The following is a 23,871-nucleotide window of genomic DNA, read 5'->3' on the forward strand; positions in this document are numbered from 1 at the left end:
AATCTTACCTTATTCAGAAACAAAATAGGAAGCAACTCATTTTATTGATAAAAAATAAGCAAAAAACACAAATATAAAAATTTTAATATGAAATTTCTCATTTTCTTGTTTACATTTGAAAAACACTACGATAGCATGAGGTTGTTCCTTAGGGCATGGCTAATCACACAAGTCATTCCAAATGAACTCCCGAGAAGTAGAGCTTACCAACAAGGATGTTGGTTTATTGGGTATTTCCTGGCACAGTTTTGTTGCTATTGGAGTTAGGCAGGACATTTCCTGCCTTTTTTTTCTTCTACCCGCGCCTTTGGGCTTGCTAACCCAACTTGTTTTTGGGTAAATTTAGCAAAAACAGCACAGCAGCATCCATGGCACTCAGGCACCCTCACTCCGTACTCGTCGTTATCTATAATAACCACCATGAATTTTTGCTTTTGCAACGTGCAGATGATCCCGGTTTCTGGCAATCTGTGACAGGAGGGATTGACCCCGGAGAATCACCCGCAGAAACCGCGTACAGGGAATTGAAAGAAGAAACGGGCATTGATGCCAAAGCACTCGGCCTGACCATCACCGACCACCAAAAATGCAATCAGTACATCATCAGAGAGCAATGGCGACACAGATATATAGCAGGTGCCAGTGTCAACACTGAGTATGTATTCAGTGTCTGCGTACCGAAAGGTTGCGAAGTGCGGCTTGCACCTGGTGAGCATCTGGCTTATCAGTGGCTTACTCAGCAACACGCTGCCGAGCAAGCCTGGTCAAGCAGTAACAGCCAGGAAATTTTATCTATTGAGCTGGTTTAAACAGCAGTGTCTGCCAGGTAACGGATGTCCGGCCCTGTGCATCCTCTTCAGGCTCAGTCACTTCCAAACAGGTTAAGTCGGCTTTTTGTGCAATGTCCAGTAAGTAGTCAACAGAACAATTGAGCATGCCACGTATTTGTAATGCTTCTTCATCGCTACAGTGACGCAGTTTCACTATCAATAACCCTTCGGGGCTTAGCAGGTTTCGTAGGGTTAGCATGGCTTGCTGACCTGAACTTGACTGCAGATAATTAAATACTGAACTCACTAAAATTACATCAAAAGCGTGATGCTTTTTGCGCACCTTGTACAAACAGGGTAACTCGTCCTGATACCAGCTGATCGGCAGATCGCGCGTATAAGCCTGTCCCAGACGGTTCAGCGAACACACCGGCTCCACGGCCACCACTTGCGCCTGCTCTGTTTGTTCGGCAAAAAACTTGGCGTCTCTGCCAGCCCCGGCACCAATATCCAAAAACTTCAGACCCGCTTTTTCCATCAAAGGAGTGACAAATTTCAGCCATGAAGCATGTAGCAGCTCAAAGCGGTAAGACTGGTACAATTTAGCCAGCTGTAATGCATTATCTTCGTAATATTGCATAGGCATAGTCGCTACGCTCCAACCAATTTCTTGCGTTCCTGTTACAACACCATCATAGACAACAATAAAGGCACAATTATGACACTTTGGTTAAACATGCCTGAGATTCAGTGATGATTAACACTTTGATTTGGGGACAAAAGCGTATACATTGGTTGCCACATTCCGGTGTACATAAACAGTGTTTGCCTTAATTTGTCACCGGGGTTCCGAACATCTTAATACCTGTGGGGATTGGTTCCCTACTGACCCCTACGGCTTACGTCAGGGATCCATTACACAAGGAGTTTTTATGTCACTTAACGCTTTACACACCCCTTGTCTACTGCTGGATAAAAAAAAGCTACTGAACAACATACAAAGACTTAATACGCACCTGAGCCAATTTGATGTTCAATTGCGGCCACACCTGAAAACCCTCAAGTCCGTAGATGCTGCACACTATATGCTTGAAGACCCGTCGGCCCCTTGCACCGTATCAACCCTGCAAGAGGCAAAACAGTTCGCACAGGCTGGCTTTAAAGACATCACTTATGCTGTTGGGATCAGTGAGCACAAGCTCCCTGAGGTCCTGGATATCCAAAATCAAGGCATAACACTGCATATTCTGCTGGACAGCTTTGAGCAGGCGCAGTTTGTCCATGCATTTTGCCAGGAAAATGACTGTAAACTGAGCTGCCTGATCGAGATAGACTGCGATGGCAAACGCGCAGGCGTTAAACCAGATGACCCTCAGCTTGTCGCCATTGCAAAAATTTTGACCTCAGCCGAGCTCTTTTCCGGCCTGCTGACCCATGCGGGTGGCTCCTACGAATGCCACAACTTAGATGAAATCCGCACTATGGCGCAACAGGAACACCATGCGGTTCGCGTAGCCGCTGACAGGCTACGTTTACAACACATAGACTGTACCATGGTGAGTGTCGGTTCCACCCCCACGGCGCTATTAGGAGAGGGTTTTGAACACATCACGGAAGTACGGGCCGGTGTCTATGCCAGCATGGATCTGGTCATGGCTGGGCTTGGCGTCTGTCGACCACAAGACATTGCATTAAGTGTACTGACCCGGGTGATTGGCCATAATCGCGAGAAAAACTGGCTGATCCTCGATGCCGGCTGGATGGCGCTGTCGCGCGATACCGGCATTGCCTCACTGCAATATGGTTACGGCTTAATCTGTGATGAAGCCGGTCACATCATACCCGAGCTGTGCGTAAATAGCGTTAATCAGGAGCATGGCATAGTGGCCCTGCCCGAAGGCCTGGACCTCAGTCATTTTGCCATTGGCACCTTACTGCGCATATTGCCTAACCACGCCTGTGCCACCGCCGCGCAACATGCGGGGTATCAGGTGATTTTCGATGATGAAATAGACTACTGGCCACGTTTTGGCGGCTGGTAATGGTCCGTTTTCAGCATCGTTGCTATAGTACAGACACGGAAATAAAGAAGGAATAAACATGGACCCCGTAACGCTCATTCTCGACTACCTCCTCACCGTTGAGGCCTTTTTACTGATTTTTATCATCTTTGTGCTCAAAGGCAGTATTAAATTTGTGCCACAAAACCGCGCCTGGATCATAGAAAGGTTTGGTAAATACCAGTCCACCAAAGAAGCTGGTTTGAACTTTATTGTGCCTTTTATCGATCAGGTGTCTGCCGATCGCAGCCTCAAAGAGCAAGCCGTGGATGTGCCTTCGCAGTCTGCCATCACCCGCGACAACATCTCCTTGATTGTGGACGGCGTGCTGTACTTTAGAGTGCTGGACCCTTACAAAGCTACTTATGGCGTGGACGATTACATTTTCGCGGTCACTCAGCTGGCGCAAACCACCATGCGTAGTGAGCTGGGCAAAATGGAGCTGGACAAAACCTTTGAAGAGCGCGATATGCTCAATACCAATATTGTCTCTGCCATCAATGCCGCATCCGACCCCTGGGGCATTCAGGTACTCAGATATGAGATCAAAGACATAGTGCCACCCAACTCCGTCATGGAAGCCATGGAAGCGCAAATGAAGGCAGAGCGGGTTAAACGTGCACAGATCCTGGAATCGGAAGGCGACAGGCAAGCCGCCATCAACGTGGCCGAGGGTAAAAAACAAGCCCAGGTACTGGCTGCAGAGGCCGAAAAAGCCGAGCAGATCCTCAAAGCAGAGGGTGAAGCAAAAGCCATAATCGCCGTCGCTGAGGCGCAAGCAGATGCGCTAAGAAAAGTCGGTGAAGCCGCCAACACCGAGGAAGGCCAAAAAGCCATTCAGCTCGACCTGGCCAGCAAAGCCATTGTAGCCAAAGAAGCCATTGCCCGCGAATCATCCGTGGTCTTGTTACCTGAAAGCGGCACCGACCCCAGCTCTTTGGTGGCTCAGGGCATGTCGATCATCAACAGCCTGAATAAAAAGCAGAAGGAGCAGCCGTGACCCTGTTTGTTGAACACCTGAGCCAGATCCTGATTGTACTCGGGCTGCTGGCTTTAATCATAGAAGTCGCCGTACTGGGCTTTGCCACCTTTGTGCTGTTTTTCCTCGGCCTGTCACTGGTCCTGAGTGGCTTAATGATGTCGGTGGGCTTACTGGACGCCACCCTGATGAACGCGCTGTGGGTCAATGCGGTATTAACCGCCGCTCTGGCAGCTGTACTTTGGCAACCGCTCAAACGTATGCAAGCCAAAACGCAAAGCACAGAAGTAAACAGCGACTTTGCCGACATCACCTTGGTACTTAGCGACGACCTTAACGAGCAAAGCCAGCTCACCCATGCCTACTCAGGGATCACCTGGCAGCTAAAAAGCGAAACGCCTATTGCAAAAGGCACCACAGTCAAAGTGGTCAAGAAAAGCGTCGGGGTGCTGTGGGTGGCAGCGCTCGGTGACGAGTGACAGAAACACCTTTTCGCAGCGCAAGGCAGTGAGGTCAGGGAAGACCGATGGACTCAGCTACAGTGTAGTGTCACAATAAACTTGGCCATCTGAATTAAAGTATTAATATACACCTCAGAATCAGCCGATTCTGGCGAACGTACTGAGTACCACTTACCAGATAAACCATCATTGCACCAATAAACTCCACCACTTAAAACAAGGAATAACATGCACGTAAGACCCGCAAAACAAAAGGATTTAGATACCCTCAGCCAGATTTGTTTAGAGTCATTTGATCGTGCCCTGGCGGATACCTTACCCGCGGCGGGCCGGGATACTTTTAAGGCAATCGCCACCCCTGCTGCGATTGCGGCGCGTCTGGCGGAGGATAACCAAGTTTTGGTGGCTGAAATTGCAGGCAAGCCTGTTGGTATGCTTGAGCTAAAGGCGGGTCGCCATATCGCCATGCTGTTTGTTGCCCCGGCTCAGCAACATAAAGGGGTTGGCAAAGCCCTGATTAATGCCGCATTTGAACTGGCCACGGAGCAGAGCGTTACGGTTTCGGCTTCGCTGCCATCCGTGGGGGCTTATCAAAAGTATGGTTTTGAATTGGCCGGGGAGGTTGCCGAGTCCGGCGGCCTGGTTTATCAGCCCATGGAAGCCACACTGCCTTAGCCGCTTTAATAGACCTCCAAACGCCCGCATTCAGGGCGCCCCGGCCCTGATAAATACACCAATCACTGGTCGTTTTTATTGATCATTCACTACACTGTAAGTTCAGTACGTGAAGTGAGATGTAAAATGTTTGACGATGACGCGCTCCTGTTTGGCTCTGATGATGAGCCTGTTGAGTCACCTACTCTGCCCCCCTGGAAAATCCTGTTGGTTGATGATGAAGAAGACATCCATCAGATCTCCAGGCTGGTACTGGAACAAATGGAGCTGGATGGCCGTGGCGTGACTTTTTTAAATGCGTACAGTGGTACTCAGGCACAGCAAGTCCTGGCTGAACACAACGACATTGCGCTGATTTTGCTCGACGTTGTGATGGAAACGGCTGAAGCAGGCCTGGACTTTGCCAAATACGTCCGTGAGGAGGCGCAGAATCATAAGGTGCGGATCATATTACGTACCGGTCAACCGGGTATGGCGCCAGAGTCCGACATTACCCGGGAATATGATGTTAACGACTACAAAACCAAAACGGAGCTGACCAGCAGTAAACTGAAAGCCTCTGTGCTGGTTGCACTGCGCACGTACCAGCATCTGGATAAAACCCAGCAAGTCCAGTCTGGATTAGACAAGATCATCTCGTGCACCAGCGCCCTGCTGAGCGACTCCGAGCTGGTAGAATTTGAATTACGGGTGTTTCAGAGCCTGACCGAAACACTGCCATTAAGTCAGCAATTTGAACCGGCTCCTATGAGCGTTTTTATCGTCTCGCTGAACTGCGACAGCCAGACCTTTGAGCAAACCCTGCCGCAAGACGCGGTTACTCTGGACATCCCGGCCCCCATCCAGGCACAGTTTATGACCCAGTATAACGCCCAGGCGCGTGCCCATGCAGAGCCCAGCGTGGTGCTGGATAACTACGCCATGCTTTTTCTGGGCGATAAAAGCGATGGCTCCCCGGTTTTTGCAATTGCCTGTTACGCTAACCCGATAGAAGAGCAAGAGGCACAGCTGCTGTTAAATCTGGCCCATAACTTAGGCATTGCCTGGCGCAATACTCAGCTTCAGGAAAGGCTCAGCAACAACAATATTGCACTGGAAGGTCTGGTAGAGGAACGCACAGCGGAGTTACAGGCAGCCAGAGAGCGAGCCGAGCAAGCCAACCTAGCTAAAAGCATGTTTTTATCGAATATGAGCCATGAAATACGCACGCCACTGAATGCGGTACTCGGCTTTGCTCAGTTGATGGAGCGGGACAGTGCGTTAAATGCCAGTCACAAAACCACCATGAATAAAATTATCCGGGCCGGCAACCACTTACTGGACATCGTCAATGATGTGCTGGATATTTCAAAAATAGAAGCCGGTTCGAGCAAACTCAACCCGGTTGATTTTGAGCTGAATGGGCTGCTCGAAGATCTGGGCAGTATGTTTAAACTCAAGTGCGAACAAAAGCAACTTACCTGGCAATTAAACAGCACACTTAAAGCACCAACCGGGGTGCATGGCGATCAGGGTAAACTGCGTCAGGTGCTGATCAATTTGCTCGGAAATGCCGTGAAATTTACAGACAAGGGCACCATAGCACTAAGCTATTCACAGCCCGACCCTGAGTTACACCGTTTTGAGGTGCAAGATACAGGACCCGGGATCTTACCTGAAGATCTGGAAGATCTGTTTAACAGCTTTACGCAAGGTAGTGCCGGGGTTGAAAAAGGCGGCACCGGGCTGGGCTTATGTATTTCATCCAAGCAGGTTGAAATGATGGGCGGCGAGCTAAATGTGCAGTCGGAACCTGGCAAAGGAAGCTGTTTTTGCTTTACTTTGCCACTGCCACACGCTGAGGTTGCCGTAACCAGCAGTCAGAGACAAGCGTTACAACAGCTGAAAGTGTGCAACAACAAGCGACTGCGCGCACTGTGCGTGGACGATGTCGCCTATAACCGTGAAATACTGGGCCAGACACTGGCCGCGTGTGGTATTGAAGTAGACTACGCCGAAGATGGTAAACAGGCCATCGACGTTATTCGCCAAAACCCCTTTGATATTGTGTTTTTGGATTTACTCATGCCCGTTATGCGCGGTGATGAGGCGGTTGTTATCATTCGCAAGGAGCTTGGTCTGTCTGAGCTGAAGTGTGTGGCCATTTCGGCATTCAGCCTGCACCACGAGGTACAGCATTATCTCAGTATTGGCTTTGATCAGTTTATTGGCAAGCCTTATACCATAGCGCAAATTTTCGACTCCCTGCTGTCCTTTTTCCCCGACCACTTTGAGCACACCGAGCTGACAGACGCCGCCGATTCAGGCAATGTGTCTGCTGATGCGCTTCGGTTGGCCGATTATTCGCTGCCCGCTGAGCAAAAAGCACAACTGATACGCTTTGCCCAGGTGAATAACAGCTCGCGCATCAAACAAACGCTCAAAGAAATTGAATCCGGGCAGCCAAATAACAGGCAGCTTACGCAATACTTGGCTAAATTTATAAGTAGGTTTGACATGACAGGCTTTATTGCAGCGCTCGACGAGGTGCAAGATGGATGACGATCCAGTTTCACTGAATAATTGCAGAATTTTGATTGTTGATGACAAGGCTGAAAACCTTGAACTGCTGACCAATTTTTTAGAGCCAGAAGGCTACGAAGTGGCCTTTGCCACATCGGGCAAAGAAGCGGTAAACATTGCCACGATTTTTCTTCCGCACCTGATCTTACTTGATGTGATGATGCCCGGCATTGATGGCTTTGAAACCTGCCGGCGGCTTAAATCACTGGACAAAGTTAAAGAGATACCGGTTATCTTTGTGACCGGCAAAAGCGAATTAAGCGATATAGTCGAAGCCTTTAGTGTCGGCGCGGTTGATTACGTCACTAAGCCTATTCGGCAGGAAGAGTTACTGGCGCGCGTATCAACGCACGTGCAACTTCAAGCGCTGATCAATTTACGTGATGAGCTGATCTCTACCCTCAGAGACAAAACGCTGGAGCTTGAAAAGCTCTCTAAACTCAAAGAGCAGCAACTGGAAACCTCACAGCACTTTAGCCACATTGGCGAGCTGGTTGGTGAACTTACCCATGAACTGGGTACCCCCTTGAGTGTGGTGCGCACCGCTGTGTCTCACCTCAATGAAAAGCAGCAGGAGCTTGCTCAACAATTACATAAGCAAACGCTGGCAAAGCAGGATCTGCAAGCATTTATAGATAACACGGCCCAAAGTTGTGAAATAGTACTCTCCAGCATGGATAATGTGATGCACCTCATCGACAGCTTTAAGAACATCGTTGTCGGCGAATTCAGTGGCACCATTTCACAGTGCAACTTGCATGACTATTTACACAATATCCAGTACGTTTTAACCCCTAAGTTAAAACGTACCCCGCACACAGTTTCCATTAACTGTCCACAAACCTTGCACATAGTATCGGATACCGGCGCTTTATCTCAGGTATTGATCAATCTGATCAATAACGCCCTGATCCATGCATTTGAAGAGCAAACGGCTGGTAATATAGACATTCATGTCGAGCATCAGGATGACAATGTAACCCTGGAGATTAAAGACAATGGTAAAGGGATAGCATGCGCGCAAACCAGTAAAGTGTTCGATAAGTACTACACAACCCGCGTTGGAACCGGTGGCAGTGGTCTTGGCTTGTACATAGTGAAAAAACTGGTAGAGAGCCGTTTAAATGGCAGTATCGCCTTATCCAGCCAACCCGGTGACGGCACCGTATTTACCATTGTGTTACCCAAAGAATTAAGCAACTAGCTAAGCGCTGAGTACTTAGACACCGACGATAATTAGCGTGTTCAGTACTCTGACGAGAATGATGTTGCGACTGGGGAATCAATCAGTCTGCCTTACTCTCATAATACCATTGGACGATGTGATCCACAGCCCGCACGCTCAAACGCCCGTGCATTTGCCCTGGCAGTTCATTATTATTACACAAGCAAGGCTATCGCTCACTTTTCTGCTAAGCAAGATTAAGCGAGCTTTGAGTGACTTAACTAGCTGAAATATATACTTTGTCATACCTGTGTCGGGGTGTTGACGTACACTTTCAGCACAGACATGCGTAAAACAAATAACAGCACAGCAGATAGGATATAAAAATGATAATCAGGAAACTCAGATTGCAACGTGGCTGGTCTCAGGAGCAACTGGCTGAGTATAGCGGCTTAAGTATTCGCACCATTCAGCGCATTGAGCGTGGTCAGGGCCCCAGCCTGGAGTCATTAAAGTCGTTAGCTGCTGTATTTGAAACTAACATCGCAGACCTTAAAGAGGAGCCAGATAGCATGTCACAGGATTCAATCACTCAACAAGAACAGCGTGTCATAGAACAAGTGCGCGCCATTAAAGATTTTTACTCTCATTTAATCACTTATGTGCTGGTAAATTTAGTACTCTTCGCCATCAACTTTTTCACCAGCCCGGGCTATATCTGGGCCTGGTGGCCTGCACTCGGCTGGGGGATCGGACTGCTCAGCCACTGGGCGAGCGCGTTTGAAGTATTTGATCTGTTTGGCGCAAAATGGGAGAAACGCCAGATAGAGAAACGCCTGGGCAGAAAGCTCTGAATAAAGGCAAGCAGAACTCATTTTGCCATTGCACACCTTGCACCTACTGCGTTTGGCCTGCTGCTTTGTCCTCCAGCATTTTGAGCATTTCAGCTTGTAACAGTTCGGCCTCAATGGGCTTGCTGACATAGCCACTCATACCACAGGCCAGACAGGTTTTGCGTTCTCCCTGCATGGCATTGGCAGTCAGCGCGATAATAGGCAAATCACGACAGGCCTGCAGCTCCGGACTGCTGCGGATATGCCGGGTTGCTTCATAGCCATCCATAACCGGCATCTGGCAATCCATCAGAACCAAATCGGGCAAGGCATGCTCCGGCATGGCTTTCAGCATGTCTATGACTTGCTTACCCGATTCAGCCAGTTGTACCTCTACTTCCCAGGCAGCCAGCATTTTACTGGCAACTATCTGATTGATAGGGTTATCTTCAGCAAGTAGCACGCGTACGCCCCGTAAAGGCGACTCCGTTGTGACAGGCTCGGATGGCTTAGAGCCGCTATGGTCGGAAAACACTTGCACCAGATCTTTCGCTGTAACCGGCGGGTAAACCACTGTTATCTGATGCTGAACAAATACCGGCTCGTGCTGTATTTCGCACTGCATATTACAAATAGCAAGTATTCTTCGACTTCCTGACAAGGCTTTGAGTGCTTCGAGCTGTTTCTCCTGATACACAGGCTCGGTCATATCCAAAATCAGCACATCGTGGCTGATATCACCGGCAAGCGGTAACATTAATACCTGTGCCTGACACCCCAACGCCTCAAGCTGTCGACACATAATCTGTGCCAGCCTGGGATGCTGTGATAGCACCGCAACCCGTGCTTCATGCGGGGCTATATCCCTGCCCCACAACCCGCCTTGCTGCGCCTCGACCTGAAAATGAAAGCGAAAATGTGCACCGCTTTGCGTGCTATCAACCAGCTCAATGTCCCCATGCATGAGTTTGCATAATTGCTTGACGATGGCGAGCCCCAAACCGGTCCCGCCATACTTGCGGGTTGTCGACGCATCGCACTGACTGAATGAACTAAATAGCTTGTGTCTGGCCTCCCGTTTAATGCCAATCCCCGAGTCGATGACATCACACTGCAATACGGTGATAGCCGGGCGAGAGGCGGATACTGTCACTTCATCACAGACCAAATTAAGCTGAAGCGTGCCGGCGTCGGTGAACTTAACGGCATTACTCAGTAAGTTGGTCAGGATCTGACGTGTCCTGACCGGATCCAGACGGACAAAACGATGCTTCAGGCCATGACAATCGACCAGTAATGTGAGTTGCTTTTGATCCAGCGTGATAGCAAACGATTTAGCCACCGAATCAACCAGCTCATACAGGTCGACCGAGTCCGGGCTTATCTCCAGTTTGCCCGACTCGATTTTAGAAAAATCCAGAATGTCGTTGATCACACCTAATAACGAGTGAGCACTGGCATCCGCCAGTTTGGCGTATTGTTTCTGCTGTGAATCCAGCTCGTGACTGAGTAATAAGTTCAGACACCCGATCACGCCATTGATGGGTGTGCGGATCTCATGGCTCATATTGGCCAAAAACTCAGACTTCATTTTGGAGTGCTGCTCGGCACGTTGCTTTTCCTGCTGCAGCGCCTGATTCGATTCCATTAACTGGTGCTGGATTTCACGGTTTTTGGCATTGCGATATTCCCCGGTCATGATCGCAAAGGCAAAATTAAACACCAGCTGACTCATAAACAGGGAAATCACAAACAGCTGCGCCTTTAAAGTGTGGTCTTGCTGAAGACTGCTGGTCACTGGATCAGACAAGACATCAAACGCTTTACCCAGTGCAAACAACGTGACAAACCCCAGACTCAAGCTGATCAGGACCAATGACACGGAATAACGAGGCCGACCAAAACGGTACAGACAAGCCCAGATCCAGCCCGAAGTGATAGTCAGCGTGATCATGCCTAAGATCAGCCGCGATGCGTAATTTGAAACTACATAGGTGAAAATACAATGAATAAGTAAAAATGCCCCGTAATAGCAGGCAATCTGGCGCAGCGGAACAGTTTGTTCGCAGGCGTGATAGCAACCAATGAGCACCAGAATTAAGGCTGCCTGTCCAAACAGGTTAGGCAGCAGATAACGCACACTCAGTGGCAGCTCACTTTGCACGCCAAACAGGATCATACAGAGTGCCAGACAGATTGGTGATAATGCCCAGTAAAGCGTGGCTTTCATATCGCGGTTAGCCAGCCACAAAAACACCAAAGCCAGCGCGGAGGCAACCACCCCGGCACCGGCCATAAGCAATAAAGAAGGCGTTGACAACTGCACTGACAACTCGATAGGGAACCAGCATAAATGAACTGGCTCCGCTAAAATTAACGGTTATTCAAAACTCTAGAAGACAGATGCAGGCTTGTAAAGTGAGTGAAAGTGCCCGACTCCAATATTGTCTGGCACTTTGATTTGACACAATGTGTGTCATCCTAACCAGGGTGTGCTTGAGGTTTGCGGATGCCAATCGCGGATGCCAATCGCAGAAGGTTTAGCTGCGGCTCACTTCAATCTGCTTGATGGCCAGGCCCTGTATCTCCGTCACTTTAAAAGTAAAGCCTTCAATTTCTATCGTTTCGCCCTGATGCGGAAAATGTCGGCAATGATGGATCAGGTAACCCGCCAGCGTCTCAATTGAGTCAACAGGCATGAACTCATACTCGACCACCGACAGCTGAAAGTCTTTCATCGACATGTCACCCTGCACCAGCCAGCGCGACGCATCTTTTTGCCGAAACTGGGCTTCTATCGCTTCGCTGTCTTTAAGCGCAATAAAGTTCAATATGCTGGACAAAGTCACCATACCCACCACAGTGGCAAACTCATTGATCACCACCGCAGTATTGCACGGATGTGCCTTCAGCGCGTTCAGTGCATCAGACAAGCTCAGCGTATCGAGCAGGATCACCGGCTGCAAAAAGGCCTCCTGCTGCGCATCCAGTAGTGGACGGCCTGCCAACAAATTACTTAACAGTTGCTTCGCCTCCACAGCCGCAATCACCTGATCTAAGCTACCGTCACACAGTAAATACTGCTGAAAACTTCGGCTTTGTACTTGTGTAGCCAGCGTTTTTTCATCGTCACGGATATTCAGCCACTCAACGGCATCGCGATTGATCATCGCCTGGGTAATGCTGGTCTGATCCAGATCCAGCACATTACCGATTATGTTGTGCTCATGTACACCCAGCTCGCCTTGTTCCGCGCTCTGGTCAACCACCGCAAACAAATCGTCCCGGGTGATCAGCTCATCACGCTGATTGGGTAATTTGAATGCGCGGATAATCACATCCGCCATCAGATTAAACAACCAGATAACAGGTTTAAACAGCCAGACACTTGCCAGCATCAGGCTGATAAAGCGCATTGCAATTGACTCGGGGATCACCATAGCAACCCGTTTGGGCAATAAGTCGGCAAACAACACAAACATCGCAGTGATCAATAAAAACGACAGCACGGTAGAGATTTGCAACAAAACCGCATGATATTGGCTTACATCGGCAACGAATAGTGCAGTAACCACTTGTGATGCCTGATAGAGATAGGGCGTAAATACCGACTCGCCAATCATACCAGCAACAATCGCCAGCGCGTTCAGTACAACCTGAACGGCCGCAAAAAACTGGTGTGCATTGGCCTGCAAATACATCACTTTTTTAGCGCGGAGATCGCCCAGGTCCAGCCTGCTTTGCAGTTTAACTTTGCGTGCAGCAGCCAGCGAGATTTCGCACAAAGCAAATACAGCGCTCATAACAATAAGCAAAAAAACCCATATAAGGTCCAATTACACACCTGACGGTTAAATAGAATTCGAGCGCGATATATACGCCCAATCCATGTTGCTGGCAATAAAAAAATCGCTATTTACACAAATAATTGGCGGGCATATTTACCCGGGGTGATCCTCAGAATCTGCTTAAATTCCCGGGTGAGATGTGCCTGATCAGAAAACCCGCACGCCAGCGCCAATTGTGCCAGATTTGTCAAAGGGTTATCCCTGAGCTGCTGTTGCGCATTGCGGATCCGATAGATACGAGCCAGGTATTTGGGAGTCAGCTCTGATTGCGCTTTGACCTGCCGCTCTAACTGGCGCATACACAGTGGCACCATGCGGTAAGCATCTTCAAGCGGGTTCAGCTGCATCAGTTTATTGATCAGCAGATAAGTGTGTTGCAATTCACAGCCCGGGTCGGGCGCTGAAGCAGAAAAATCCACCAGCCACTGCTCAAGCGTACTGATTGCCGGTGCTTGCCTGAGCTGCTTTGCCAGCTCATATAAACCTGACGCCGACAACAAAGGATACACAGCCTCACGGAGCGCTTTAAACCTTGCCGGAAACAGCCGGATCCCGGCAAACTCAGCCCCGGCACTATAACTTAGCTCTACAGATTGTTTTGCAGGGGCCTGGATATGAAAAGGCGCAGCTATTTTATGCCCATCCAGTGCCAACTCGCCTTTAAGCACAAACATGATCCCCTGAGCACCATCGCAGGGCAACCAGCGAGTACCCGTTTGCGCAGCACGTGCAAACCACACGGCCTGCACGTATCGTCCTGTATGGCCATCCGGTTGATGGCGTTGTAAAGTTAACTCATTGTGCATCTGGGTCAGGTTTAAACATTTTAACAACGCGGTTCCAGGCATTGATAGCGTTGATGGCGACCGTCAGGGTAACCAGGGCATCATCACTGAATACCTCAGACAATTCGGTATACAAAGTATCCTCAATCGGCCGGGCGTTTGTCAATTGCTCGCACAGAGCAAGCGCTAATCGTTCCTGCTTGGTAAAGCCCGACATATCCCGCCAGGCATTGAGGGCAATGATCCGTTTGGCGCATTCACCCTGCTCCATCGCCTGACGACTGTGCATGGCAATACAATAGCCACACTGGTTCAACTGAGACGCTCTGAGCTTAACCAGCTCCCAGAGTTTAATATCCAGATTACGGGTGACTTCGTCATTCAGTAATTGCTCCTGAACAAAGAGGTGCTGCATCAGCTTTGGGGCGCATTGTAAATAATTGGCTCTTTTCATGGTCATTTCCTGTTATCTAGTTAATGACCATAAGACTACCTACAACCGCGACATCAGAATTGAAGAAAAACGACTTTTGCGCCCCAACAGCTAAATGTTCAAAGCAAATTATGCTGCTTTATGAATTCGACCAATTCGCTGGCAATGTGCTGATGTTCTCGTGCAGTTGGGTGCCAAATGCAACCTTCCAGTGGCGACACAAAGGTATTGGCATACACCTGCTCTATGCCCTCGCTGGCGAGCTGGCGTAGCGCAGTTTCGGTGGCAGGAATAATAAAATCATAGGGGTACGCCGGGCGAGGCATCACCACAATGGCAACACCGGGATAGCGGCTGCGCAATGCGTGAACAAAGTCAACCATTGCCTCTTCCCAGGCCAGTTTGACTTCTTCTATGTTTTGCCAGGGTTCATGTGGCTGGGGGTCCGTACTAAAGTCATTGGTACCAAACTCAAGCACAATTAAGTTAGGAAAGCGTTCCTGATAAGACAAGTTATCGCCATACACTGCAGAAAGCTGGTCAACATAGTCCACCAATGTATGGTGTGCCTGATTGCCATTCCAGTTACGGATCAAGCCAAGTCCGGAATATGAAACTTGAGTAAATGTACTGTTCAACTGCTGCGCCGCAACATAAGGAAAAGCCAGCCGTGCATTGCTGGAGTCGACAATTTCCTGCCAGTCACATTGGCGTTTGGTGGATTCACTGCCAAACCCCGCACTAATTGAATCGCCAATAAACAGAATATGAGGTTGCGTCTCCCACACCCCTTCCAATCTGCCATCGACCTCGACATGCAGCAGCTTACTGCGTGATTGGTAATGCTCCCAGCGCTTGACCACTTCGATGAGGACACGGCCCGCGTGTGCCTGTTCAAACAGAACAAAACGCTCGGTCTCGCCCGTCGTCGCTGTTTCTATCTTGCGATGCAGCTGACCATCGACTAATACATCAAATTGGTCACCATACCCCTGAAGGCGAATGGCAATGGACTTGCCTACCAATTGAGTGTGGATGGTCGTTCCGGGCCAGTTAAACTCCACGCTGCCTTGTTGATAGTTTTTATGTACCCGGCCCTCATAGATCAGCGCGTGGTGGGTTGCAGGTAAAACCGTGGCAAAACCACTGAGGCTGATAGTCAGCCCCAGCAAGATAAGTATTAAGCGACACATAACTAGTTCCTTTTTTGTTAAAAAAGTAAACCTAGTGTTTAATTGATAACTCCACAAGCCAGCTAAATTGAATTTTTCTAAATCAGTCCATCCCGACAAACTGTTTCTGATTGCTTTCCATCTTTCCACGACGCAATGTGCATCAGCAGCACCAAAAACCCGACAAAATAATGAGGTTTATCCAAACATCCCTCTTTTATTCCTATTTAAAACGCCATATAGTTAATAAAAGTTAGCTAAAAAATTAACCAAATGAATAAATCTACGCTATACCATAGTGCGGTCACAACATGCCTTATGATGCTCGCCGGCTGTAACTTGTTGGCGACCTCAGCACCACCTGCACAGGTCAATACAGCCTCTAGTTGCCCATTGCCCGAAGTTGAACACCCAGACCTGGCACCGCTTCCTGTACAGAGTCTGCCTGAAGATGTGATAGCAATCAGCGGCCAGGGTGGATTGTGCAATGCACGCAGCTATAAGGTAACCCGTGATTTTACTATCTGGCGAGCCTGGAACAGCACCTACAAAGGGTCTAAATTCGGTAAATGGTGGTCGCTTGAAAAGCCGCTCGGGCCGGTTGCACACTACCGTGCTGCACTCAACATATGCCCAAAGTATTCGCCACTGGACATGCTGGTTCGTTGTACACTCAAAGCAGGCAGTCAGGTCGTGATAGGGCCTGGCCAGAGCGCTCAGTGTAGCGACTATTTTACCTACCCACAGTCCGATACCAACCAGCTTTATCTCGCTGATGCCGGGCAGGTAACAATGAATTGCGCCACTTTCTACGGAGAATTTTCCTGGCGTGAAGCAACATCCCATGAAGCCACGGCAGAAAAACAGAACTAACATCCACCCGCTTAATGAGGTGGGTTGAATTGCACGATTCTGGCTCTCATTTCGATAACGTGCAGTCAGAGTAAACAAAACGGAGTGATTGCAGTGGATTTCCCTCTCTGCTATCCACTTCTTAAGTAAATGATTTTATTGCTTATATAATCTATCTAATTTCTCACATTAGCACTATCAGAAGTACAATAAGACCTGCCTCTCGCCAACGGCTAGTGTTGCCATACACTTAGAGAGGAGATGTTATGATTTTACCAATTAGTTCAGTGCTGCTCAGTGCGACATCAGCTCAGATGCTTAGTGCGCCTATAGAGCCCGCACTGGTTACCGTTAAAGATCAGGCCCAGCAAATAGATTTGCAGATGGGTAAATATGAAGTTACGGTTGCAGAGTTTTCTCGCTTCGTGGCTGCCACGAATTATCAGGTGCCAAAAAAGTGTATGCTGTTTACCTCAACACGCTGGCCGGATCCTGACGCTCCGGGTAATTGGAACGACCCGGAGTTGGTTGAAGACCCCTATCGTCCCGTAGTCTGTATCGGGATTTCAGGCGCTATGGCATATTCACAGTGGCTGGCTGAACAGACGGGCAAACCCTATCGCTTACCGACCTTAGAAGAGTGGCAGCTGGCAGCCTCTGCAGGGACAGCCAGCCGACTCCCGTTTGGCGAAGACTGGCAACAAACACAGATCTGTAAGTATGAAAATACCGAAGATCTGGCAAACCTGGCGGGTATGCAAATTGATCATCAACACCGTTATGAATCCAGTGCAGCATGTAACGATGGAGCTGTTTACCATACAGTTGTTGGTATGTACCGTCCCAATGGATTTGGCCTGCACGATATGCTGGGCAATGTAAAAGAACTATTGCAAAGCTGCCATAGCTGGGATCGGGAAAATCCACAAAAGTGCACCCAATACCATGTGGCTGGCGAGGGTTGGCACTGGCAGACACGTGGGGTATTCAACTCAGATACCATAGCGGCAGATTTTTACGGCAGTATTGAAGGGTTTCGTCTGGTGTTAGACCAGCCCGCCATGACAAAAGAAACGCCGTTTGACGCCCAGTTTGCCGAAGCCGTCTCACAAGCACAGCACCAGGCCAGACAGGCCCATTTGCAGCTTCAGCAGCTCCCTGCTGCGCCAACAGGAGTGCGTGTCTCACGTGATACCAGAAACCGGGTCACTATCAGCTGGCAAGAAATGGAGGAGCAATCCATTCGTTATACGGTGTATCGAAGCTACATTGATCCTCAGGGCGAGCTGAGCCGAGAATATCAGCAGATTGGCAAAGTCCTGACAGCTGGCCAGTACATCGATCAGCTCCCCGGCAGTGGCCGGGCAAGTTACACCGTAGCGGCCTTAAGTTTAGCTGGCCAGGGTCCATTCAGTGCTCCGATAGCAATCGGGCAACACCCGGTATTTGAGGTCGGACAACGCATTGAGGCTGAGCACTATCTTGCCCAGGATAACGCCTATATTATTGCACGGACGGAAAACCGCGGGCAAAGCCTGGCCTTTAGCGAAAACCCCCGTCACTACCCTACGGGAGATAAGCCCTTACTGCCGGCATGGAGTAGCTACCAGTTCATCAGCCGATCACCACAAAACGTTGAATTACAAATGAAACTGAGAGCGGATGTCGGAGCCCGGATAGAGATTTGGCAAGGTCACCACCTGGTCGCTCGGGTAGAGAATATACCGCCCGACTCAATGCACTTAATCAAAGTACCCGCAAACCTGATTGCTTCCAATGCTCCTCTGGAGATCCGGGCGCTTGGTCAGCAGTGGTTTATGATTGACTGGATGCAGTTTAACCAACAGCTGGAGGCCGTGCCATAATAAGACGGCCTGCTGTATACTAAAGGTTATGCTGCACACTTCACATTATAACGTCGCCAGCTCTTGCTGCGAGATTTGCTGGTGGCGAAGCCAGTCAAGCCCCGTGTTGGCCCTGAGATACGCCAGATAGTAGCGTTTCTCTTCGCCGCTGCTTGTAGGCGCCCGGTATAACAGCAAGGCGGCTTTTAATGCACTTTGCCCATCAAAACGCTGTTGTGCGAGCTTAAATGCCGCTTTAAGCACTGGCATAGCTCGCTCAGGCTGCCCCTGTGCCAGATATACTTTAGCACGTAGCAACAGCAGCCTGGGATTTAGCTTCTCAGAAGGAAGCAAAGCGTGTGCCTCACTATAATCCCCTCGCGTCAGTGCGAAATCGACCAGACGCGCCAATGCGTCCTCCTGCACCCAGTAGTTTCTGCCTGTGCGTGGCAGCGCAATAAGTTGTCTCAGATAGGGCACAGAATCCGCATCGCTGTCACTGAACAATGCAAAAAGATACAAAACATGCGCCTGATTACTGTTGTCCAGCGCATGGCCAGCCAGCACTGACTGACCCAGGTTGAGGTGCTGATATTGCTTTTCTGTCTGACCGGTTTTACTGGCCAAAATAGAATACAGGATATGAAGCTCAAAACGGTGCAGTACACGACCATGTGCTTTGGCCTCTGAAAGCGCCTCTTCGAGCACGGCATTCATTTGTGTCCAGTTGCCCAGCTCAAAACTCAACCAAGCAAGCGTCGTCACGTAAGTATGCTTCAGCAATGGTAACTGGGTATCGGTCAGGATATCCCGCATCAGACCTAAGCTTGATGTTGCAAGCGTGTGCTGACCACGCATTTTAAATATTTTGCCCTTGTGCCAGTGGGCGAGCGCAACATAAGGTTTATACTGATAGTCAGTATATTCTTCTATCAGCCGGTCCAGATAAGTCATCGCCAGATCGGGCTGCGCCCGGTCGATATAATGGCGACCAGCCGCCAGAATAAACTCAGGGTCATCAGGATTTTGTCGACTTAATGTCAGTAGCGCAAGGTCGTCCTGCCCTGTCCATTTATCTGCAAATACCCCCGATTGTGCAAGCGCGCTCAAACGCTCAGCAAAGCGCACAGCCAGATCACTGGGGTCTGCCGCATACACATAACCTTGCCAGATACGACCTGGTCGGGTCATGCCATAATGTAAGAAACTCCCCTTTGGCTGCGCATAAACTGTGCCCCACAGCCGCCAGTGGGTATCGCCTGCCCTTACCTGTGACCACAATCGTTTGGGGGTTTCAAACACCTGCTCGTTACGCATCTCCGTCAGCGTTTGCTGTACAAGAGGCAATTTTGCTATGGCAACAGCTTGAGCAGCAATATCTGAAAAAGTATCGAGCTGATTTTGTGATTGCCTGGTGGTTAATACCGAGATTTCAGGCCCAACAGAAGTTGTATCTGCAGAGGTCCTATCAAAAAACACATAGCATGTCGCACAAACTAATAGTAGTGCGGTTACCGCGGTGGTTGCCCGCCAGGGTGACACTCGACGTTTATCTGAGCACCTACTTTGCATCGGTGTGTCAGTGATGGGCCACTGCCATTGATATCCGAGGCGGGCATAGGTGTGTATGGCGCTTTCACCCAGCAAGGCCCTCAGCTGACTAATAGTCTGAAAGATAACCTGCTCAGACACCACAGTATCACCCCAAACCTCATCTAAAATCTGGGCTTTACTGACTATCTCCTTATGGCGGGTGAGTAACAAATGAAGCAACTGGGCTTGTCGGGGTTTAAGGGGCACACGATAGCCGTTTTGATATAGTGCCATGCCAGACAGATTGTAACGGTAGTCTGCAAAATAAATATCGGACATAAATCACTCAGTAAACTGATGAATGAGCTTAATCCATCATCTTGCAACAAAACCTCAGATAAAACAGCATCTCAATTGTAACAATACGTCTAACGATTTACTCAGGCCGAACATAACGTTTAGCCTGAGTAAACCTTAACTGTTTTGGGTTATTCCACGAAATATTCTATGGATTATTCCACGAATTATTCTATGGATTATTCCACGAATTATTCTATGGATTATTCCTCATTTAAGGCAGCCACCACCTGCATAATGTCTTTAAGATCTATCTCGCCATCCTGATTCAGGTCAAAACGCGGGTCAAACTGAGTATCGCCTGTTGTGGCAGACCACCCCGTCACAATCGTGGTAACGTCATCTGCCGACAAGATACTATCGCCGCTAAAGTCAAAGGGACTGACCTCTTTCAAGACAAAGACCTGCTGTTCGCTAATTACCGTTTTGTCGTCACTCAGCATAATTTGTACGGATACCGATGTGTCGCCTGGTGCAGAGACGTCCCATAAATAACGACCCAGAGAGAACGCAACCCCAGTGGCAATTTCAGTTGTTTGCTCCCCGACCTGATAGACGATATCTACAGTCGCGGTTTCTGCGATATGTAATCCCGACCAATTTATACTGACTTGTTGTTCAGTACTAACGGCGTTTTCCACATTAACTAACAGAACAGGGACTGCTACACCCAGCTGTTTTACCTGCTGACTAGGCTCAGATAAATTGACCGCCTCATCTGATACATCAAAACGGTAAGAATCATGACTATAGCTAAGTTTGTATAGCCCTTTCGCCAGGTTCGCGAAGCTAAATACACCGTTAGCATCAGTAAGCTGACGTGCAACTTCTACCTGACTCAGGCCCACCCCATTGGTTAGCACAACTTCAACACTGGCAATGCCCGTTTCACTGGCATCCTCTACTTTGCCGTGCAAGGTAGCCTGGTGCGTATCCACATAAATGCTGTTCGGTTCAGAAGTCGAATCGTCAGCAATTGAGTAGACATTGTAGTAGTAGCGCGTATTTGCAGATGCGCTGTCAACATACTCTGAGTCAAGCCCAGCAAACACCCTGACGCCGTCATCTATGGACGTGGGTAAGTCATTAACGGTTCTTGTTACCACCACTTCTTTGAGGTTGTCACCCCGCGGATTTTGCCAGCTCAAGGACACCACTCGCTCATTTACAATGGCCTTCAGTGCTGACACCGGAGCCACCACAAAGCTATTTTCCTCAGCGTACGAGGGCGCCTGAGCCACACCATTGATACTGATATTGGCATTGTCATTTTGCTGGCCGACGGTTAGCTGTACAGTGGCACTGTTTTCGTCACCCTGAGTCAACACATCTTCATAATTCAGTACCAATACCTTTCCGTTGGTTTGTGGGATGGTGACATATACTTCAACTTCAGGATACTGAGGGTACTTCTCTACCGCAATGGAATAAGTATCGGATAAAGGCAAAATAAACTCAGTAACCAGTTCTGCGTTCTTCAGATAGGCTTGAGATATATCCGGTTCATCCAGAATGGGCGATAAGATCACCGCACTTTGGTCACTCACCTTGTTCACCCCCACTAACCTGCCGCCGGCAATAAGTACAGTGATGTGCTGCGGATGCTCCAGTTCAACTACAGAACCCGCCTCATCACCTTCTGCATTCTGAACATCATCAATGCGCTCACTGGCACCGGGCTGACCATAAATACGCAACTGATCCGTTAAATCAGTATAAGCACCAAACTGCGCATAACTCGATGCACTGTAGTAGTTAGTCAATCTAAAATCACCATGCTGGTCATACATTTCGCTGTCACTGGAAGGCGCACCAGAGAATATAAAGTGCTTCAGTGTCAGTGCATTAGTAAATTCCATCATGGTATATTCACCAGGAAAGTTGTTGTCATGGGTGATATACAAAGACACCTCGTTGTATTGGATCAACCCCGCAGCCAGAATAGAATGACCACCTCGTCTTTTCGGACGGTTAATAGTAAAGCGCAGACTGGCAATTTTGTTTTCCATAAAATGCGGTGAGTAAAATGCGTTCATGGCAGATATGCCCGGGAAAATCGTCCTGGGGTGAGAACCTATCCAGGCGCTGCCCTTAAACGCAGACTGCGACAGATAGTAGTAACCGATTTTAGACAGGCCATGAAAGGCATCCGCAGCATCAGCCTTCACATCGTAACTGCCTACGGCTTTAACATAAGGCTTAGGTGACTCACTGTTGCGGTTGTCCCAGTGGCTCTGGAAGGTAGAAATGAGCTGAGCACGTGTCAGTGTGGCGTCAATATTAGCGCCCCAGGCAACGCCTTCACTGGCGTTGTTATAATTAGCAATCGCAGATGCTGCCATACCATGACATACGCCCAGAAAACGCCGGTCCAGCCTGTTCAGGCCCTGAGTATAATCTTTCAGCCGATAATAGCCAATCACATCATAGGCTTTACGCCTGTTTGCAGGTGCCAGAAAGTTTGCAAAAGACCTGGCCACTTTGCGCATAAAGCCCAGATAAGATAGCTGGTCGGGTGTACACCGGTCAAATTTCCAGCATAGGAAAGAGGACAGTGAGACGTCTTTGACTTCGGTCAGCATAAACCGGTTCCAGTCACCATTTTGGAAGGAAAAACCATCCGTGGCAACGTTAAACGCCGTGGTATAAACGTTCAGGTTGTTGACGTCATCAATGGTCTGACATTCTTGCTCTTTACACACAGATACCTCTGCCCCACTGAGATTGTAAGGGGCCTGAGCCAAGGAGAAATCAATCCGAAATGTTCTCTTATCCGTGCTGACATCACAGTTCAAAGCCGTGACTTTCTGGCTGCTGTCTTCGGCATGAAACTGATAACTACAAACATCCTCGAGTGTCGCGCCATTAAGTGCTTCCAAATCTTTAAAATAAATAGAGAATTGGTTCGCTGTGAGCGCTCCCGGTGAGAGGATCACTTTATCGAGGTTAAAGGTGTGGTCAAACGCCGCTTCCATGAGGTTAAATGCTACATTATCAATGGCATAGCCTGCATCTTCTTGCGCAATAATTTCTATCCGAAATGAAGCTATGTTTTCATCTCGAATGGCAAAATGCTCAATGCCAAATTGTGAATCCAGTACTTCCCTGATCAGCTGACCTTCAGGGTTAAACCACTGAAGCCGGGTCGAGCTTAAATTATCAAAATACCCGGCATCCAGAGAAAAACTGTTAACCGTCGTGGGCTCACCGGTTTGCGGGTCAACAAAGCGCCCTTCAATGGCGCCATTAAACCTGGGTGATCCAGTTAGTACCGGGGTAGTTGGATTAGCACTGTCTGATGTAATGAATGGCGCATCACCGCCAAATATAATCCCTCTGTCGGCATATTGATCGGTAATTGCTGTACCATTTGGAAATTCACTGAAGGTAATCGGTGTCATGCCCACCGCCGCAGCTTGTTGAGCAGGCACCGGTCTTGCCAGTGACTTGTCGTAGTTATCACCGGCGGTCGAGCCTTCCAGAGCCAGTGCGGGCACGCTCAGCAAACTCAGTAGCGCTGTCATCATTAAATATTTCATCGT

At 49.0% G+C, this 23,871-nt stretch carries 18 protein-coding genes; 10 read left to right on the forward strand and 8 right to left on the reverse strand.

The genetic code is table 11. The annotated features are described in order from the left end of the window. Positions 1 to 368: 368 nt before the first annotated feature. Entirely contained in the window at positions 369 to 809 is a 441-nt protein-coding gene (nudB, locus tag MHN33_RS04205; protein WP_239396031.1) for a dihydroneopterin triphosphate diphosphatase, read from the forward strand. Here nudB and MHN33_RS04210 read toward each other — a convergent pair. Further along, positions 793 to 1,416, reverse strand: coding sequence for a class I SAM-dependent methyltransferase (locus tag MHN33_RS04210; RefSeq protein ID WP_239396033.1), 624 nt, complete (start codon positions 1,414 to 1,416; stop codon positions 793 to 795). The genes nudB and MHN33_RS04210 overlap by 17 nt on opposite strands. 286 nt (positions 1,417 to 1,702) lie before the next feature. On the opposite strand from MHN33_RS04210, the gene MHN33_RS04215 reads away from it, so the two are divergent. From MHN33_RS04215 to MHN33_RS04245, 7 genes are all read left to right on the forward strand, one after another. After that, positions 1,703 to 2,812, forward strand: a complete 1,110-nt coding sequence (locus MHN33_RS04215; RefSeq protein WP_239396044.1) for an alanine racemase — start codon at positions 1,703 to 1,705, stop codon at positions 2,810 to 2,812. A gap of 58 nt (positions 2,813 to 2,870) precedes the next feature. Beyond that, positions 2,871 to 3,830 carry a slipin family protein gene (locus MHN33_RS04220; RefSeq protein ID WP_239396046.1) on the forward strand — a complete coding sequence of 320 codons (960 nt, stop codon included), beginning with the start codon at positions 2,871 to 2,873 and terminating at the stop codon, positions 3,828 to 3,830. Beyond that, the gene (locus tag MHN33_RS04225; protein ID WP_239396048.1) at positions 3,827 to 4,288 is read left to right on the forward strand and encodes an NfeD family protein; all 462 of its coding nucleotides are present in this window, start codon (positions 3,827 to 3,829) and stop codon (positions 4,286 to 4,288) included. Before MHN33_RS04220 ends, MHN33_RS04225 begins: the two co-directional genes overlap by 4 nt. A gap of 210 nt (positions 4,289 to 4,498) precedes the next feature. Beyond that, entirely contained in the window at positions 4,499 to 4,945 is a 447-nt protein-coding gene (locus MHN33_RS04230; RefSeq protein ID WP_239396050.1) for a GNAT family N-acetyltransferase, read from the forward strand. Positions 4,946 to 5,071: 126 nt separating this feature from the next. Beyond that, a complete protein-coding gene (locus MHN33_RS04235; protein ID WP_239396061.1) occupies positions 5,072 to 7,486 on the forward strand; it encodes a response regulator in 2,415 nt (804 codons plus the stop codon). Then, the gene (locus MHN33_RS04240) at positions 7,479 to 8,711 is read left to right on the forward strand and encodes a hybrid sensor histidine kinase/response regulator (protein WP_239396063.1); all 1,233 of its coding nucleotides are present in this window, start codon (positions 7,479 to 7,481) and stop codon (positions 8,709 to 8,711) included. The genes MHN33_RS04235 and MHN33_RS04240 overlap by 8 nt, the downstream gene beginning before the upstream one ends. Positions 8,712 to 9,058: 347 nt before the next feature. Next, complete coding sequence (locus MHN33_RS04245) at positions 9,059 to 9,526, forward strand: 2TM domain-containing protein (protein ID WP_239396065.1); 468 nt, start codon at positions 9,059 to 9,061, stop codon at positions 9,524 to 9,526. Between the two features lie 43 nt (positions 9,527 to 9,569). On the opposite strand, the gene MHN33_RS04250 is transcribed toward MHN33_RS04245, so the two are convergent. The 5 genes from MHN33_RS04250 to MHN33_RS04270 all read right to left on the reverse strand — a co-directional run bounded on the left by MHN33_RS04250 (position 9,570) and on the right by MHN33_RS04270 (position 15,764). Further along, positions 9,570 to 11,831 carry an ATP-binding protein gene (locus tag MHN33_RS04250; RefSeq protein WP_239396075.1) on the reverse strand — a complete coding sequence of 754 codons (2,262 nt, stop codon included), beginning with the start codon at positions 11,829 to 11,831 and terminating at the stop codon, positions 9,570 to 9,572. Positions 11,832 to 12,045: 214 nt separating this feature from the next. Next, entirely contained in the window at positions 12,046 to 13,341 is a 1,296-nt protein-coding gene (locus tag MHN33_RS04255) for a hemolysin family protein (RefSeq protein ID WP_275442493.1), read from the reverse strand. 80 nt (positions 13,342 to 13,421) lie between these two features. Beyond that, positions 13,422 to 14,186 (reverse strand): helix-turn-helix domain-containing protein, encoded by a 765-nt coding sequence (locus MHN33_RS04260; protein ID WP_239396079.1) that lies wholly within the window; start codon positions 14,184 to 14,186, stop codon positions 13,422 to 13,424. Beyond that, positions 14,149 to 14,592 (reverse strand): carboxymuconolactone decarboxylase family protein, encoded by a 444-nt coding sequence (locus tag MHN33_RS04265; protein WP_239396081.1) that lies wholly within the window; start codon positions 14,590 to 14,592, stop codon positions 14,149 to 14,151. Before MHN33_RS04265 ends, MHN33_RS04260 begins: the two co-directional genes overlap by 38 nt. Before the next feature lie 98 nt (positions 14,593 to 14,690). Further along, positions 14,691 to 15,764 carry an SGNH/GDSL hydrolase family protein gene (locus MHN33_RS04270; RefSeq protein ID WP_239396091.1) on the reverse strand — a complete coding sequence of 358 codons (1,074 nt, stop codon included), beginning with the start codon at positions 15,762 to 15,764 and terminating at the stop codon, positions 14,691 to 14,693. Between the two features lie 252 nt (positions 15,765 to 16,016). Between MHN33_RS04270 and MHN33_RS04275 the strand changes: the two genes are divergently transcribed. Further along, positions 16,017 to 16,616 (forward strand): hypothetical protein, encoded by a 600-nt coding sequence (locus MHN33_RS04275; protein WP_239396093.1) that lies wholly within the window; start codon positions 16,017 to 16,019, stop codon positions 16,614 to 16,616. A 245-nt stretch (positions 16,617 to 16,861) separates the two neighbouring features. Further along, positions 16,862 to 18,460, forward strand: coding sequence for an SUMF1/EgtB/PvdO family nonheme iron enzyme (locus MHN33_RS04280; RefSeq protein ID WP_239396101.1), 1,599 nt, complete (start codon positions 16,862 to 16,864; stop codon positions 18,458 to 18,460). 45 nt (positions 18,461 to 18,505) lie between these two features. Here the strand turns inward: MHN33_RS04280 and MHN33_RS04285 are convergent, their stop codons facing one another. Beyond that, positions 18,506 to 20,311 (reverse strand): winged helix-turn-helix domain-containing protein, encoded by a 1,806-nt coding sequence (locus tag MHN33_RS04285; protein WP_239396102.1) that lies wholly within the window; start codon positions 20,309 to 20,311, stop codon positions 18,506 to 18,508. A gap of 221 nt (positions 20,312 to 20,532) precedes the next feature. Then, positions 20,533 to 23,868, reverse strand: a complete 3,336-nt coding sequence (locus tag MHN33_RS04290; protein WP_239396103.1) for a carboxypeptidase-like regulatory domain-containing protein — start codon at positions 23,866 to 23,868, stop codon at positions 20,533 to 20,535. Between the last annotated feature and the right edge of the window lie 3 nt (positions 23,869 to 23,871).

Source organism: Pseudoalteromonas sp. OOF1S-7, assembly GCF_022347765.1.
Classification (GTDB): domain Bacteria; phylum Pseudomonadota; class Gammaproteobacteria; order Enterobacterales; family Alteromonadaceae; genus Pseudoalteromonas.

What these genes read in the sequence shown, in the direction of transcription:
- nudB (WP_239396031.1), top strand. Translation starts at nt 369, where the DNA reads ATGGCACTCAGGCACCCTCACTCCGTACTCGTCGTTATCTATAATAAC.
- MHN33_RS04210 (WP_239396033.1), bottom strand. Translation starts at nt 1,416, where the DNA reads ATGCCTATGCAATATTACGAAGATAATGCATTACAGCTGGCTAAATTG.
- MHN33_RS04215 (WP_239396044.1), top strand. Translation starts at nt 1,703, where the DNA reads ATGTCACTTAACGCTTTACACACCCCTTGTCTACTGCTGGATAAAAAA.
- MHN33_RS04220 (WP_239396046.1), top strand. Translation starts at nt 2,871, where the DNA reads ATGGACCCCGTAACGCTCATTCTCGACTACCTCCTCACCGTTGAGGCC.
- MHN33_RS04230 (WP_239396050.1), top strand. Translation starts at nt 4,499, where the DNA reads ATGCACGTAAGACCCGCAAAACAAAAGGATTTAGATACCCTCAGCCAG.
- MHN33_RS04235 (WP_239396061.1), top strand. Translation starts at nt 5,072, where the DNA reads ATGTTTGACGATGACGCGCTCCTGTTTGGCTCTGATGATGAGCCTGTT.
- MHN33_RS04240 (WP_239396063.1), top strand. Translation starts at nt 7,479, where the DNA reads ATGGATGACGATCCAGTTTCACTGAATAATTGCAGAATTTTGATTGTT.
- MHN33_RS04245 (WP_239396065.1), top strand. Translation starts at nt 9,059, where the DNA reads ATGATAATCAGGAAACTCAGATTGCAACGTGGCTGGTCTCAGGAGCAA.
- MHN33_RS04265 (WP_239396081.1), bottom strand. Translation starts at nt 14,592, where the DNA reads ATGAAAAGAGCCAATTATTTACAATGCGCCCCAAAGCTGATGCAGCAC.
- MHN33_RS04270 (WP_239396091.1), bottom strand. Translation starts at nt 15,764, where the DNA reads ATGTGTCGCTTAATACTTATCTTGCTGGGGCTGACTATCAGCCTCAGT.
- MHN33_RS04275 (WP_239396093.1), top strand. Translation starts at nt 16,017, where the DNA reads ATGAATAAATCTACGCTATACCATAGTGCGGTCACAACATGCCTTATG.
- MHN33_RS04280 (WP_239396101.1), top strand. Translation starts at nt 16,862, where the DNA reads ATGATTTTACCAATTAGTTCAGTGCTGCTCAGTGCGACATCAGCTCAG.
- MHN33_RS04285 (WP_239396102.1), bottom strand. Translation starts at nt 20,311, where the DNA reads ATGTCCGATATTTATTTTGCAGACTACCGTTACAATCTGTCTGGCATG.
- MHN33_RS04290 (WP_239396103.1), bottom strand. Translation starts at nt 23,868, where the DNA reads ATGAAATATTTAATGATGACAGCGCTACTGAGTTTGCTGAGCGTGCCC.